This is a genomic window from Nitrosospira sp. NpAV, from assembly GCF_000832065.1.
Lineage (GTDB): Bacteria > Pseudomonadota > Gammaproteobacteria > Burkholderiales > Nitrosomonadaceae > Nitrosospira.
In genome coordinates, this window is record NZ_JXQM01000001.1 from 17,727 (window position 1) to 33,591 (window position 15,865).

The 15,865-nt window shown below is 54.7% G+C and carries 12 protein-coding genes; 5 read left to right on the forward strand and 7 right to left on the reverse strand.

Translation table 11 applies throughout. The features are described from left to right. Positions 1-72 precede the first annotated feature (72 nt). Positions 73-765, forward strand: coding sequence for an SDR family oxidoreductase (locus SQ11_RS00095; protein ID WP_041512112.1), 693 nt, complete (start codon positions 73-75; stop codon positions 763-765). Between the two features lie 78 nt (positions 766-843). On the opposite strand, the gene SQ11_RS00100 is transcribed toward SQ11_RS00095, so the two are convergent. Both SQ11_RS00100 and SQ11_RS00105 read right to left on the reverse strand, forming a co-directional pair. Next, positions 844-1,164: a heavy metal-binding domain-containing protein gene (locus tag SQ11_RS00100; RefSeq protein WP_041512113.1), complete on the reverse strand. Its 321-nt coding sequence runs from the start codon at positions 1,162-1,164 to the stop codon at positions 844-846. A 111-nt stretch (positions 1,165-1,275) separates the two neighbouring features. Next, a complete protein-coding gene (locus SQ11_RS00105; RefSeq protein ID WP_041512114.1) occupies positions 1,276-1,557 on the reverse strand; it encodes a hypothetical protein in 282 nt (93 codons plus the stop codon). Between the two features lie 93 nt (positions 1,558-1,650). Between SQ11_RS00105 and SQ11_RS00110 the strand changes: the two genes are divergently transcribed. The 4 genes from SQ11_RS00110 (at position 1,651) to SQ11_RS00125 (ending at position 6,616) form a co-directional block, all read left to right on the forward strand. Continuing rightward, positions 1,651-2,664 (forward strand): Fe(3+) ABC transporter substrate-binding protein, encoded by a 1,014-nt coding sequence (locus SQ11_RS00110; protein ID WP_041512115.1) that lies wholly within the window; start codon positions 1,651-1,653, stop codon positions 2,662-2,664. Between the two features lie 127 nt (positions 2,665-2,791). After that, a complete protein-coding gene (locus SQ11_RS00115; RefSeq protein ID WP_041512116.1) occupies positions 2,792-4,360 on the forward strand; it encodes an iron ABC transporter permease in 1,569 nt (522 codons plus the stop codon). 11 nt (positions 4,361-4,371) lie between these two features. Then, the gene (locus SQ11_RS00120) at positions 4,372-5,445 is read left to right on the forward strand and encodes an ABC transporter ATP-binding protein (protein WP_041512117.1); all 1,074 of its coding nucleotides are present in this window, start codon (positions 4,372-4,374) and stop codon (positions 5,443-5,445) included. 73 nt (positions 5,446-5,518) lie between these two features. After that, complete coding sequence (locus SQ11_RS00125; protein WP_041512118.1) at positions 5,519-6,616, forward strand: ADP-ribosylglycohydrolase family protein; 1,098 nt, start codon at positions 5,519-5,521, stop codon at positions 6,614-6,616. Positions 6,617-6,923: 307 nt separating this feature from the next. Here the strand turns inward: SQ11_RS00125 and SQ11_RS00130 are convergent, their stop codons facing one another. The 5 genes from SQ11_RS00130 to SQ11_RS00150 all read right to left on the reverse strand — a co-directional run bounded on the left by SQ11_RS00130 (position 6,924) and on the right by SQ11_RS00150 (position 15,845). Beyond that, positions 6,924-7,325 (reverse strand): PRC-barrel domain-containing protein, encoded by a 402-nt coding sequence (locus SQ11_RS00130; protein ID WP_041512119.1) that lies wholly within the window; start codon positions 7,323-7,325, stop codon positions 6,924-6,926. A gap of 120 nt (positions 7,326-7,445) precedes the next feature. Continuing rightward, positions 7,446-7,955, reverse strand: coding sequence for a hemerythrin domain-containing protein (locus SQ11_RS00135; RefSeq protein ID WP_052493886.1), 510 nt, complete (start codon positions 7,953-7,955; stop codon positions 7,446-7,448). A 505-nt stretch (positions 7,956-8,460) separates the two neighbouring features. After that, positions 8,461-9,444, reverse strand: coding sequence for a lytic murein transglycosylase B (mltB, locus tag SQ11_RS00140; RefSeq protein WP_041512120.1), 984 nt, complete (start codon positions 9,442-9,444; stop codon positions 8,461-8,463). An 81-nt stretch (positions 9,445-9,525) separates the two neighbouring features. Beyond that, on the reverse strand, positions 9,526-13,083 hold the full coding sequence (locus SQ11_RS00145) for an exodeoxyribonuclease V subunit beta (protein ID WP_052493887.1): 3,558 nt from the start codon (positions 13,081-13,083) through the stop codon (positions 9,526-9,528). Beyond that, a complete protein-coding gene (locus SQ11_RS00150) occupies positions 13,080-15,845 on the reverse strand; it encodes a PD-(D/E)XK nuclease family protein (protein ID WP_041512121.1) in 2,766 nt (921 codons plus the stop codon). The genes SQ11_RS00145 and SQ11_RS00150 overlap by 4 nt, the downstream gene beginning before the upstream one ends. Positions 15,846-15,865: the final 20 nt, after the last annotated feature.

Below are 15,865 nucleotides of genomic sequence, written 5' to 3' on the forward strand. Positions count from 1 at the left end.
TTTTCTACATAATAAGCGAGTATCGGGTCACAACGAAAGTCAAACCATGGGCATGTGCATAAGGAGAGAGATATGAAAACTACGTTGATCACAGGCGCCAATCGCGGGATTGGTCTGGAATTTTCTAGACAATATGCCGTGGATGGCTGGCGTGTTTTCGCTTGCACTCGTCATCCGGAGAAATCCGATGCGCTCAATACATTGGCGGCTGAATTTCCTCAGCAGATCACCGTGCACAAACTTGATGTAGGGGACCATGCGCAGATTGAGAAATTGGCGCGATCACTCGTTAACGAATCCATCGACCTGCTCCTTAATAATGCCGGTATCTATACATCCTGTCACAAGGATGACAACATCGATCAGGAAGCATGGATGCACGCATTTCTCGTCAATACTATAGCCCCGCTAAAAATGGCTCAAGCATTTGCTCCCCAAATCGCCCGCGGCAGTCAAAAAAAGATCATCACCCTCAGCAGTAAAATGGGCAGTATTGCGGACAACAGCGGTGGCGGCAGTTATATTTACCGCTCAAGCAAGGCGGCGGTAAATATGGTGGTAAAGAGCCTGGCCATCGATCTCAAATCAGCCGGTGTCACTGCGGTAGTATTGCATCCTGGATGGGTAAAGACCGATATGGGCGGCCTGAATGCATTGATCTCCACGGAACAAAGCGTCTCCGGCATGCGACATGTCATCAGTCAACTCACTCGGGCTGATTCAGGAAAATTCATTGCTTATGACGGTCAAACGATTCCATGGTAGGCATGGCCGGCTTGTCCATGCCGATACTTTCCAAATGAAAGAGGAAACGGCTGCCCGCGATAGTCGGGTTGGTCGAGCTTACTCGACCACTACCGCAGTTCCGCTGGCGGAAACCATTAGCATGCCGTTTTCCTTACCCATTATCTCGTAATCGATATCGATGCCTATCACCGCATTTGCGCCGAGATCCTGGGCGCGCTGACGTAGTTCTTCAAGCGCGATTTCGCGGGCTCGCTGAAGCTCCTTCTCATAGGTTGCGGAGCGTCCTCCCACCAGATCCCGGATTCCCGCGAAAAGATCCTTGAACAGATTGGCACCAAGGATTGCTTCGCCAGCGATGACACCACAATATCGGGTGATACGCTTCCCTTCTATGCTCGGTGTCGTTGTAAGTTGCATATATTTCCCCCAATAATATTTTGAAAGGTGATGATCAACAGATCATCAGAATTGCAGGTCGGGTAGCAAGCGCAACCCGATTGGATTTGCCGGCCGTTTAAGCGGCAGGTCCTATGGTGCCCCTCCTCCCGATCCTCCTCCTTTGGGCGGTCTCTTGCGAAGCTTTTTCGGCGGCCTTTTATTCTGCACCCCATCGCGCAGCTTAAACTGATCGGGGGGCGCGGCGGCTGGGCGCCGGTTACCTCGCTCTGAAGATATTGCTCGATTGACGGGAGTCAGCGTGATTTCGAGTTCATTAATCTCGTCCCACTGGGCTTCCGTACGTTGTCGCTCGGGTATCGCGAGAAGCTCTTGCAAGCGGTGACGAGAGGAGATTGGTTGAGGTTTATCCATGGTATATTAATGCAAACCTTCACTGATAATTATTATCATTTATAATGGGTGATTGTGACCTGTCCTGCTACTTATATCCGGAGTAAATAAAAAATGTCGAGATCTTGCATCGATCGCTATCTTACCGCAATGTTTTGCTGTGTCACTCTGTTTGGCGCCAGTGTATCTCACGCGGAGCAAGTTGTTGTGTATTCGGCACGGATCGAGCAACTCATCAAGCCGATGTTTGATGCTTTTACCAAAGAAACCGGTATCGACGTGAAATTCGTTACCGATAAGGAAGGCGCATTGCTCGCGCGCCTGAAGGCGGAAGGAAAGAATACCCCCGCCGACATGCTGATCACTACGGATGCGGGTAATTTATGGGAAGCTGCGCGGGAAGGATTATTGAAACCCATAGAGTCAGAAACACTAGAAGCCAACATTCCCGCTTATCTGCGAGATCCCCAGAAACAGTGGTTTGGTCTGTCGGTGCGCGCCCGCACCATTATTTACAATACACAAAAAGTGAAACCTGCCGACCTTTCTACCTACGAAGCGCTGGCCGAACCCCAGTGGAAAGGACGCTTGTGTCTACGCACTTCCAAGAAAGTATACAACCAGTCGCTGGTGGCAATGATGATCGCTGAATCAGGCGAGGCGAAGGCCGAGCAAATCGTAAAAGGCTGGGTCGCCAATTTAGCTACCGATCCCTTGTCCGATGACACCAAGGCGATGGAATTCGTCGCCGCCGGGAAATGTGACGTTACCCTGGCCAACACCTATTATTATGGCCGCCTGATGGAAAAGAATCCCACATTGCCTTTGGCGATTTTCTGGCCCAATCAGGCGGGCAGCGGAGTTCATGTGAACATCTCGGGAGCTGGCGTTACCCGTTATGCCCATAATGGACCCGCCGCGATCAAATTGCTTGAGTTCCTTTCATCGGAAAAAGCCCAAAATCTGTTTGCCGATATCAATATGGAGTACCCCGCGAATCCCAAGGTAAAAACCGATCCTGCCGTTGCGGCCTGGGGCAACTTCAAACAAAACCCGGTAAATGTGACCAAAGCCGGTGAATTGCAAGCAGAGGCGGTGAAACTGATGGACCGGTCCGGTTATCGATAAGGCATAAGGGGTGAAAGGTAGTACGCTGAACTCAACGGTAAACAATACTACCACGAGATACGGGTTTTCCGGATTTTTAAGCTCCACTTATCGCTCCTCATCAGGCTGGCGTCTAATCCCTTTCCTGATGGCTGCGCTCGTGCTGATCCCTGTTGGCACCGTCATCTCATCATTTTTTGCGCCCGCCAGCGATATCTGGCAGCATCTGGTCGAAACGACGCTGGCCAGTCTGTTGGTTAATACATTTTGGCTCGTCCTGGGCGTAGCATCCGGCACCGTGCTGTTGGGGGTCAGCCTGGCATGGTTTACCGCGGTGTGTGAATTTCCGGGGCGAAAGTTCTTTTCCTGGGCGCTATTACTGCCGCTCGCCATCCCCGCATATGTCACCGCATTCGTTGCGTTGGGGTTGTTCGATTACACTGGCCCGGTACAAACTACGCTACGCGCCTGGCTGGGACCGGAACTCTCATGGTTTCCCAACGTGCGCGGCAGGATGGGCGTCATTACTGTCATGATTCTGGCATTTTATCCCTATGTCTATTTGCTCGCGCGCAATGCCTTCCTCACCCAGGGTAGGCGGTCGCTGGAGGCTGCTCAATCGTTGGGCTTTAATCGCACGCAAGGGTTTCTCAAGGTGGCACTGCCCATGGCCCGACCGTGGATAGCAGGAGGTGTAATGCTGGCGCTTATGGAAACCCTGGCGGACTTTGGTACGGTAGCGGTGTTCAATTACGATACCTTCACCACCGCCATTTACAAGGCCTGGTTCGGAATGTTTTCCCTGGCAGCTGCCTCGCAACTTGCCTCGTTACTGATTGTGATCGTCTTTGCGATGATCATCGTGGAGCAACGATTCCGCTCGCGTATGCGCTATGCTGAAACCAGGCAAAGTGGGCGAGTTAATCGTATCCCACTCACCGGCTGGCGCTCATGGCTGCTGGTCTTTTTTGCCTCCGGCACGTTGTTCCTTTCGTTCCTGTTGCCGGTTACGCAGCTAGGCGTTTGGGCGGCAGATGTTTTCGCTCAGGACTTCGACCAGCGCTACCTGGAATTTCTCGGGCATTCACTGCTGCTGTCCTCACTCGCTGCCCTGCTTACCTGTTCCGTCGCGCTGCTTATGGTATATGCGGCACGCCGTCACCCCGATCCGGCTACTCATGCCGCAGTGCGCATCGCCACGATTGGTTACGCCCTCCCTGGCGCCGTTTTGGCGGTAGGAATTTTCGTCCCGGTCGCCTGGCTGGATAACTGGCTGAGCGAGTTGGCCATGCAATTCTTTAATATAGAAACCGGGCTATTGATCCAGGGCACCCTCTTCACCATGCTGATCGCTTATATTACGCGTTTTCTTGCGGTCAGTCATAGTCCAATAGACAGCGCCATGCAACGTATCACCGGCAGCATCGATGAAGCCGCGATGGGACTTGGTTTGAATGGATGGACGATGCTGCGGCGCGTACATTTACCGATACTGAAAGGTGGAATATTTACCGCTGCCGCCCTGGTATTCGTGGATGTGATGAAAGAGATGCCCATTACCTTGATGACCCGGCCTTTCGGCTGGGACACGCTGGCGGTGAGAATTTTCGAGATGACTTCGGAAGGGGCATGGGAGCAGGCCGCGTTACCTGCAGTGGCGCTCGTGCTGGCGGGTCTGCTGCCGATAATATTGCTCGTGCGGCAAACAGAGAAATAAATACCTTTGTCATGAACGCACTGCTTGAGCTCAGGGATATCCGGCATGCCTACGGCAAACAAGTCGTCGTAAACGATTTATCGCTCACGCTGAGGAAAGGGCAAATCGGCTGCCTGCTGGGACCAAGCGGGTGCGGTAAAACAACCGTGTTGCGCTGCATCGCCGGATTCGAGCCCATCTCGGCTGGAGAAATCCTGGTTAATAGCGTAATCGTAAGCAATGCTGGCTTTTGTATGCCACCGGAACGGCGGCATATCGGCATGGTATTTCAGGATTATGCGCTGTTTCCCCATCTGACCGTCGCGGCCAATATCGGTTTTGGTCTCCACCGCATGCAGAAAACCGGTCGCGACTCGCGCATCGCCGAATTGCTGCAAACCGTGGGGCTCATCGATGCGGCGGCAAAATACCCGCACGAACTTTCCGGTGGCCAGCAGCAACGCGTGGCATTGGCGCGCGCCCTGGCCCCGCGCCCTGACTTGTTGCTGCTGGACGAGCCCTTCTCCAATCTTGATGTCACGTTGCGCGAGCGTTTGAGCCTGGAAGTACGCGATATCCTCAAGAGCCAGAACGCCACGGCTATGTTAGTGACCCACGATCAGGACGAGGCATTTGCCATTGCGGATGAAATTGGCGTCATGCATCGCGGTGAAATCCAGCAATGGGATACGGCCTATAATCTCTATCACAAACCTTCCAACCGTTTCGTCGCAAATTTTATCGGGCAGGGTGTATTCCTTTCAGGCAAGATACTTGACCCGCGCCATGTGGAGATAGAGCTGGGGATTTTGACGGGGCAGTTCCAGCATGAATGTAAACCGGATTGCCAACTCTGTGTAAAGGGCCATCCCGTCGATGTATTGATACGTCCGGATGACATCGTGCACGATGATACCAGTCCCATTCAAGCGGCAGTCGTACATAAGGCTTTCCGCGGTGCGGATATTTTGTACACGCTTCGCCTGCCCGGTGGCAGCACCGCGCTATCGCTGGTACCCAGCCACCACAATCATGCCATCGGTGAAAAAATAGGCATCAGACTGGAAGCCGATCACGTGGTTGCATTCAGCCAGTCTGCATCGTAATCCCGCAATCCAGACGGGCCTGCAAAAGATTTATGTAGATAATTGAAATTAACCCCGAGAGGAGGATCAGAACATGTCCGACCCCGCCATACAGGACCGCGCCGCCGGCGCCATCATGGGCGCCTTTATCGGGGATGCCTTAGGCCTCGGGCCTCACTGGTACTACGACCTGGCGGTGCTCCGCCACGACTACGGCGACTGGATCACGACCTATGCCGATCCCAAGCCCGGGCGCTACCATAGCGAGCTCAAAGCGGGCCAGCTCTCTCAGAGCGGCATCATTCTCCGGCTCATGCTTTGTTCACTCATCGAGCGCGGCGGCTATGATGAAGCGGATTTCTGCCGGCGCATGGATGAGGAAATCTTCCCGTTGCTCAACGGCATGCCCGTAAACGGCCCGGGCGGATATACCCAGCAGTCGATCCGCGACGCTTGGCGCAAGCGCATCCAGCGGAACCTGCCTTGGGGACAAGTAGGTGGGCAGGCCGACACCACCGAAGCGATAGGACGGACGCTCGCCCTGGCGGTTCGCTATGCTTTCCAGCCGCAGGAACTGGCAGCCGCCATCTCCAGCAATACGCGGCTTACCCAGATCGACGATACCGTGGTTACCCTGACTGTCGCGTATGGGGCGGTATTGGGCCTCCTGGTGCAAGGGCACAAGCTCAACAAGAGCCTTTCCGGCAAGCTCATGCGGTTGGCAAGAGCGGGAAAACTGCCATTCCATACGATGGCGCATACAGACATGCAGCCGCCTCAGGAGGACCTTCCGCGGGAAAGCGGATATTTCGTCTCTCCGGATGCCCTGCTCACGCCTTCCTATGTAGCCGCGGCCGCATTGGACCCCGAGATCCGTATAGAGCCTGCATGGAAAGTCTCTGTCGTGTATGGCATGACTTGCGCCATTTATCACCAGCTTCCCGCAGCCTACCATCTCACTAGCCGCTTTCCGGATGATTTTGAATCGGCTGTGCTCCACGCCATCAATGGCGGTGGCGAGAATCAAGCCCGCGCTATTTTGACCGGTGCGCTCGTCGGAGCCCAAGTCGGGTTATCGGGAATACCCCGGCACTTTCTGGATGGCCTGGACGAAGCAGAAACGCTTCAGCGATTTGCGATGGAGCTGGCCTCGCGGGTAGGCGCTTCAATCGCCGGCGGACATGTTAACTAGCTTCTGCAAGCACGCGTAACGAGGAGTATCGAAGGAGCGCTGTCTTGCAAGCTCATTTGCACGGTAAATCCCCGTTGAACCAGGGATTCCGTGCTGGCCGTATCCTCTCTACAGCATTGAATACATGGAGATTGGTGTTTCACGCTCGCAATGCGCCGTGTGTCGCAACGGCCTGAATAAATCTGGGGGATGTCATCAAAGATCTCCATCCAACCGGGCGAGTACCCCGGATGGCAGCCACAGCTTCACACCCGGGCACTTACGATCGCTCACCGAATAACCGTACCGGATGGGGTTTGAACCATCTTCAGTAGGGTTTGGTTCCATAGTACGAATGGATCGTGTCTTGCCAAGTGGGATCCGCCATATCCGGCCAGCTGTCTTTATCGAATCCGGGGGCAGATTCGAGGCTCTTCTTATCCGCATTAAGCAGGAAGCGCTTGTTCACGGTATCGAGTTTCAACGCACTCCAGGGCACGGCAAACAGCTTATCGGCAATGCCGAGAAAACCGCCAAAAGATAACACTGCATAAGCGACTCTCCCGCTGTTCACGTCCAGCATAATTTCCTTGATATCGCCCAAGTCCTCATCCTTATGATTGTAGACATCATTTCCGACGAGCGTGTCAGCGCCCATTAATCGAGGCCCAGGGCCTTTTTCATCGTAGTTTTTGTACATACCGTAGGTATCGCGATCTTCATAACTCATGTTTGTCTCCTGCGAAGGTAAATTTAAGAAATTCTCGTTACTGCTGTCCGCCCAGAGAAGCTATTCGTTCAAGGGCGGAACCAACCGGGATATATATATTGAAGAAGAGTTTCGGTTCTTTTAATCCTCTACTAATACTTTTTTACGCTCGACCATTTCGAGGCCAACCTCCTCAAGATCCATATCCGACTTTTTCACCTTGGGAAACATTTCATTCTGCTCTTCTTCCACATGATGGTTAATATACTCACGCAGCACGGTGACGACAGCGTCATACATCGGATCCGAGGCTGCCATGGATTGGATTTGTGAGATCAGGTCCTTAGCCGATCCATGTTCCACCATCGCCTCATTCATCAACTCATCATCATCAATGGCTTCACGCACTGCAGGATAGAATATTTCCTCCTCCAACTGCGCATGCACGGTCAATTCTTTACAGATCTGGGCCGCAAGTTCTTCCTTTCCCCCCTCATCATTCTTTTTGCAGAGTTTTTCAAACTCCTTGAATAATTTCTTGACCTTATTGTGATCCTCGGTCAGGAGTTTGATCGCATCATTTTTCGTCGTACGTGTGGCTGTGCTACGCATGGTTGTCTTTCCTGAGGTGGTGCTTCCGGTCGTGGGCATGATTCATTCTCCTATAATATTAAAAATAAATGCTTCAGCTGCGGCTTCAAGGATCAGTGCGATACGAAAATAGTTTCTCAACACCGAGCGGGTGATAATGTAATAGTTGACTCAGGACGTCCGTGCGATGGCAGACACTCAAATAAAAGATTTACGGCTTTGAAGCGCTGCCCTGCCAGGGGCAATGAAATCTGTTTCATTCCGAATGTATTTGATGTGTGTGAACTTGGCTCGCCCCGTTGATAGCATTGCGCGGGGTAGCTCCCTTTCCGGAAAAATTCTCAACGAACGGGCAGAATTCCTGGCGGATCTGCGAAAAGGCAACTATGGAATGAACGAATATGAAACTGAAGGCTTATGAGGAGAGCAGGGATACGGGAGATAACCGGAAAAGATAATGCCGAGAGGGCCGTATCCTGTACGTCTGTTCTTTCAGAAAAACGACTGGCAGCACATCGTCAAGAATAGAAATGCGTTGCCGATGCCATGGCACGGGGAGGAATGTTTATTGCGAACCGGAATTCCGTGCCGCACGAATCTCTTCCGCCAATTGCCATACGGACATGGCGTAATGTACGCTGCGATTGTAGCGCGTGATAACGAAGAAATTGTTAAAACCCAGCCAATACTCGTTTCCATTGTTATTCGCCAGCTCGACCAGCGTGACCGGACGGTCGCGGGGAATATCCGCCCGCGTCATGACACCCAGTTTCCGCATTTCTTGCAATGTATACAGTGGCTTGCTTCCTGAGAATAAAGCATTGCGATAATTCTCGCCATTCACCAGGGCAGGAACTGCCACCGTCTGCCCTGCCTCCCAGCCGAAGCTCTTCAGATAATTCGCGACACTGCCTATTGCGTCCGCCATGCTTCCGGATAAATCGATTCTACCGTCACCGTCAAAATCCACCGCGTAACGCCGATAGCTGCTGGGCATGAATTGTGGAATACCAATCGCGCCTGCATAGGAGCCCCTGATATTAAGCACGTCCGCACCTTGCTCACGTCCCATCAGCAGATACTGCTCCAACTCGTCCCGAAAAAATCCGGCGCGTTTCGGATAGTCGAATGCCAGTGTCGTCAATGCATCCAGTACACGGTGTTTACCGGTCTGAGCGCCATAAATGGTTTCCACACCCATCACCGCAGTGATGATTTCCTCGGGAATACCAAATTCCCTGTGCGCCCGCTCCAGCGTTCCGGCATGGCTGTTCCAGAAATCAACGCCGCCCGCAATCCGCCGTGGGTTGACAAAAATAGGACGAAATTCATACCATGGTCTGGAAGTTGCCGGGCGTGAAATTGCATCAATGATGGCGGGCTGAAACCGCGCCGCACCAAGAATACTCTCAAGCCCGGCCTGCTCGAATCCATGCCGTGCCACCATCTCACCGATAAAGGTTTCTATCTCCGGACGCAACGGCTCGGCCATGGCTGGTGCGCTCCCAGCGATTGAAAGAAACCCGAACGCATACAATAGCAGTCGCATGATTATCCCGCCATCCAACAACAATCGTTTATTGATACTTGCGAATAACTTGGAGGTTTCATTGATCCCATCCGTTGGGCTCTATCCTTCACCGCCCCACTCCCGCCATCCCCTTAACAACGGGAAATACAACCCTCGCCTCACCCGCCCCTCAGTGCTTATGCGCATAAGTCCTGCATAGCAATCCAATTGAAGCCGATAGCGCTCCTGCTCACGATCAAGAAATCCTTCCACATCGGCACCCTCATGGCTGCTTGTCTTGTAATCCACAACCCAGCGCTGACCCTCCGCATCAAGAAAGGTGCGATCGATAATGAGATCCCTGTGCTCGCCCGCCATAACTGTTGTCATGCGCAATTCGTTGTAGGCATCCTGCTGCGGTCCAAGCAACCATTGCCCGCGCTTATCGGTCACCGCGTGGGCGAGTGCCATTATTACGCGTCCGACGGCTGTATGGGTATCGCTGCCATTGCGATCCATACCGCATGCAATCAACTGACGTTTGAAAGTATCCCGCAGAATCTGAATCCGCGCCATACTCCAATTCTCCACTCCATCCTCGGCGATACGGCGCAGCCAGCGGTGCACGATAGTTCCAATATGGCGAGCCGTTTCACCCGCCCATGAATACTCGATATCGCCGCTCACCGGCGTCATTTCCCGCTGCGCGTTCCACCGCACCGATGGCGGCGCGGCTGGCAACGCCCAGTTGGAAACAAGACGATGTAACGATTGGTCGACGGAGGGCTTTTTCTCTTTCCTATTTTCTTCTCCCTCTGCGACCGAACCCATATCCGAAGCTATTATTTGTGCTGCTGCATCTGCGTAAGCTGGCCGGACCACAGGCCAAATCTTGTTCAGCAATGTTTTGCCGGCGGGAGGCTTTAGTTTGAAACCCCCTCCACCATCGTAAACAACACCCGTGCTGCCAAGCAAATGCAGGCGCTGTCTGGCGCGCGTCGCAGCAACATAAAGCAGCCGCTCATCCTCAAAACACTCCTTCTCACCATCGAGTTTTTCCAACCAGGAATAGATGCGATCAGCGTCCGCATTCGTTTCCTGAATGGGTGCAAGCAATAAATCGCTTCCTTCATTTGACTCCCCCGCGAACAGTTTGATACGCGGCTGTTCCATCCATAGAAACAACTGCTTGTTGCTGATACGCGGCAATCGGCCGAGACCGGGTATGATTACGCAGTCGAACTCAAGTCCCTTGGCCTTGTGGATGGTCATGATCTGCAGCGTATCGTCGGCTTTCAGGTCAGGTAACGCATAGAGCTTGGCAAGTCCTTCTTCCAAGGTGGAAAGTACAGGAACACTTCCACCCTCCTCATGCGCTTCAAGATAATCAAGATAGACCACAGCGTCTTCCAGATCTGTCGCATCTTCGATACATCCAGGACCTCCCAGCGCAAGCCATGCCGCCTCCACGGTCAACCGGAGCGATTGACGGCAACGATTGTCCATGCAATTCCTCAGCACGTCGCGCGCACGCAGCAACCGGGCGCAGCCATCGGAGGAAAGTGCCGCCATACACGCATCGTCATTGAACAACTCCCATATCGTTCGATTATTTGCCTTGATGCTTCGTCTCCCTTTCTCAACATCGGGCGGATCGCCCGCGTTGTCAGGAATAGCGGCTGCGCCTGCCGAAATAAGCGCATGGATATCCGCAAGTGTAAGGCCGCACCATGGCGCGCGCAGCAGTGCAAGCCATGCCAGGCGATCCGCCGGATGCACCAGCGCGCGCGTCAGTGCCAGCAAATCCTGTACCACTGGCCGGAAGCCCAACCCCTCGATTTCGATCGCCCGGAACCTGATTCCAGCTTCCTTGAGCCTGGGCACGATCTGGTGAAGATGATTGCGGTTGCGCACTAGAATTGCCGTGGTGGCAGACGGATCATCACGCCGCACCTGCATGACGATTTCCACCACCTTCGCCGCCTCGGCTGGGTGGTCATTATTGAAAAACGGATGTACGCTGACTGCCGCACCGGCAAGCATGCCATGCGTCGCCATCGATGGCGTATAGGGAACCGCACCGAGCGCGATATTCTCCTGCTGCGGCATTACCTGGTCGAAAGCATGGTTGACCCAATCCACGATACCGCGTTGCGACCGGAAATTACTGGAAAGAGAAACGGGATGCAGGATAACGTTGCCGATCCCCGCCGCACGGGCACGCAAGAATAATCCAACCTCCGCCTCGCGAAAACGATAGATGGACTGCATCGGATCTCCGACCACCAGCACACTGCGGCCGTCTCCCGGTTCCCATCCGGCGGTGAGTTTGGTGACCAGTTCATATTGACTGATCGATGTATCCTGGAACTCGTCTATCAATAGATGCCGAATGCGATAGTCGAGCGCAAGTGCAAGATCAGTGGGCGCCTCCGGCTCGCCAAGCGCACGCAAGGCGCCTTGCGCGACTTCCGTGAAATCCACCTTGTTATGCGACTGGAATACGAGCTTGAGTTGTCCGGCGGCGCGCAGCAGCAACCGCGTGATCGCGCCGAGCACTTCCCATTGCTTTTCGGTGTAAGCCGGTGGCGGCAAGAGACGAATATCACGTAACGCATGGCGCAATGCCTCCCCATCATCGGCCACAAGCCGACCCATCAACACAAGCGCCCTTTCTTTCCATAACCTTGCGATTGCTTTTTCGGCTTGGGTGCCGCCGGGCGGAAAGCCATCGCTGACCGTGTGTTGCTTCCGCCAGGCCCCCTCTTTTGTGAGTAACAGATCGGCAATGGCAATCCAGACGGCAACATCCCGTTCGTCATCGCCGGGCAGCTCAACGCCTGCATTGAGCCCCTCAAACGGTGCAAATGACGGTTTCCCTCCCCCAAGGGCTAAATTACCGGCGGCATACTGCGCCAGTCCCGCCAATTCACTTTGTGCCGAGACCGGATAGCGTCCGCATAAACCACAGAGGCGCTTCAGCACCGCGTGGCGCGTATTCTTCAATGCCGCCTCCAGTTCATCGCGATCCTTGCCATGAACATGGCGTAACCAATGGTCGCGGCGCGCCAGCATTTCGGCAAGCAGGCTTTCGACGCGAGCCACGTCGTTGTCGAGATGTTCCAGCAGGTGCTGGATGTCCTGCGCCACCGCGTCGTCGCCTTCCATCAGACCAATGGCTGCGCGCGCGGCTTCGAGATATAAATCGGATGCGTCCTCGATTGTTTCCGGTTGCGCACCGAATTCCGATAGTATCGGCATCTGGCGCGTTAGCGACGCGCACAACGAATCGAGCGTTTGAATGCGCAACCGCCCCGGATTCTCGATGATATGCCAGGCAGCGTGTTTATCTCGCCGCAAGACGGCATCGGCAAGTTCGCGGGTGAGTTTTTCGTGTGCGGTTTCAGCGGTTTTGGCGGGATCGGATGTGTTGTCGCTCCCCACAAGCGCCCCAACCACCCGTTCGCGCATCTCCGCCGCAGCTTTGCGGGTAAACGTAATCGCAACGATCTCTTCCGGCTCATCGGCACACGCAAGCAGCGCGAGGTAACGCTGAATCAGAAGTCCGGTTTTACCGGAACCGGCAGGCGCCTGAACGATAAAGGAATATTCAGGATTGAGCACACGCCGGCGCTCGGCGAGATCGGGAGTGTCGGGCACAATCGGGGCGGCGCTCACTCTTCATCCTCCTGCCCGGTAAATAGGGTCTCCATTCGCTCATCAATACGGCAGATGGATCGCAAATCACAATTACGGCACGTATGCGGAAATTCCCTGGGATCAACCTGGGCATCACCGCTGGAAAAACTGATTGCGATACGAGTAAGATCGGTGCGCCAGGCGCCAACCAGCTCCTCCCATGAACGGTAACGATTACCCAGGCGCGACTCGGGCAGCATCTTCACGCCAGGCAGCACATCGCTATCGCGTACAAGGGCAGCGAATCGCGTGTCGCCCATCTTGACCTGCGCGAATGCCACCGCGACGGCAGCCGGCTCGGCGGCGACGAGATACAGCGGCAGTTGCGGCTCCTCTGGGCGAGCGCCAAGCATGGCATTCACGGATGGCGCCCGAGTCTTGTAATCGATGATGATGCGGCGTCCGTCGCCGAATTCGTCTACGCGGTCCAGACATGTCGACAACCGGAGCCCCCCGATGTCGATGCTGCGCTTGTCTTCAATCGCGATGACTGTGTAACCGCCACGCGCTTTCTCTTCGTCAAGCCATGCACGCGCCAGCCGCACCAGGCGCCGGCGCTCAATTTCCGCGAAACGCCCCAAAAGCGTGTCTGGGCGTTCCCGCTGAACGCGCGCGATCGCCTTATCCGCGGCGTGCATGAGCAATGATTCAAGACTGTCATCGCTGATGGTATCCAGCCTACTTTTGGTCTTGAGTTCGTTCCATACCTGTGCGAGCACATGGTGCACCAACGTACCGCGCTCCATTGCATCAAGCCCCGTATGAGGAGTTCTCATACTTTCGGCGCCGAATCGATGCATTGCCAACGCGCGGAATGGACAAGCGGCATGATCTCTTATCACCGCCGTGCCGCCGCTGACGTCACTGTTCATTCCGGTAAGCGCCAGGTCAATTGCCGGTGCCTTGTCGTCAGTGATGCGCTCAAGCCGGCCCGCATTATGAATCAGATCACGGTGGCTGGCGTAAACAGGCAATACAAGTTCGCGGACAGCGATGTTTGCGATCATCGGACTGGGTGCAAGTTCACGGGTATCGTGATCATCGCCGTGTCGCGAATGACTGAGAATGATCTCATCCGCGCTCGACAGCCACGCGTCAGTAAAGCGCTGCGCGAGTTCCATTGACGCGACCGCCGAGCCCCGTGGCAAACTCGCGGCCCGCTGTAGCTCAATCGGCAGAAACGGACTCGGACTTGGTTGCAATGGCCATATGTCATTGGACAACCCCATGACCCAAAGATAATCGAACCCCATGCCCGCGGCCTCGAGCACGCCAAGTATCTGGATCGGAACGTCTGGTGTCCTGGGCTGGAACTGCGTTTCCGCAGCCATGCGGCGGAGACGCGATACCCCGTCGCTATATCCCATGCGTGACACTACGCTGCCGAGCGTGGCAAAGTCGGCAAGAACTTCATGCCATTTTTCCAGTATCTGATACTCGGATGAGTCTAGGACACGCTCGCCAGGAAAACCGGCAATCCGCAGGGCTTCGGAAACCACTCTCGCCCATGCTGAGGGGGTTTGTAGACGGGATAGCGCTGCCTTGCGGAATTCAGCAAGAGCCGCCAACCGTTGTACCAGGATCGGGCAGTTTGCTTCGCCTTCGTCACGTTCAATCAGGAGGAGCAGCCGTTCGAGTGTAATCATAGGCTCGGCGCGCTTGCGCAACTGTGCATCGAGTTGCGCGCGAGCGACCATTTCACTCTCAGCCCCGTCCAGGAAGGGCGAACGGAGTAAAAGGCTGACGTGCGCAAACTCCATTTCCCGCCCGCTGAGGTCGAGTATCAGGAAAGCTGCGCTTACAAGTGGATAAGCACTCAGAGCCATGCCAAGCGATACGTTAAAGGGCAGCATGCGTCTGGCGGTGCCTGGCAGCGATTGCTGGACATCCGGTTCCATCACGGAACTAAAAATACGCGTGATTGCGCTGCGATACTTCGAAAACTCCGGAACGACAACACCAATGCGGGCGGTACCATCAGCCTCGATTCGCGCCCGCGCCCACACCGCCGCACGACGAATCTCGTCATCGCTGTTGTCACATACCACGCGCCCCGCATTGCCGCTGCGCAGCTGAAGCTGCGGCTTCACCCGCATCACTTCGCAACCCGCCTTCTCAAGTTTAATCAGTAACGCCGCCTGCTGCGGTGTGACGATATCAAAACCGTAGCAAGCCAAGCGCTTCGGTTTGCTGACCACCGCATATTCGCATAATTCGCTTACCAGGTCGCAAAGACGCGTACGATCAATCTGTTGCGCCCGACGGGTTGTTTTCTCATAGCATTGGGACCAATCCTGAAATGCCTTGCAATCTTCATTGAGGGAGAAATTCTTGAGCAATGGAACGAGTTGCCACGCATTGGCAAGCTGCCACGCTTCGCGCGCAAGCCGCGCGGCTGCTCCGATGGCAAGCAAGTCTCCGCCGGTATCTGAACGGCGAATGGCATCTTCCCACAGGATCTGTTCCTGAGCGGGGGTGAGGAGCACCGGTAATTCAGGCGCCTGCCCGGAATAAAACGCCTCTTCGTAGAGACGTTCAATGAATGTGGAAAACGGGAGGATATCCGCGGCATGCCAGGCCGCAATTCCCCGGGCGGCCTGGCATTCGTCGAACTCGCGTTTAAGCGCGATCGCGAGGCGTCGATTGGGAGTAATTACCGTAAGGCCGGCTTTCAGGCCTACGGCGAGATCCGCGAAAATGTTGCTGAGAGGAGCTTGTGGAAAATTCAGAATGGGAAACATGCGCGGTGACAAGCTACCGC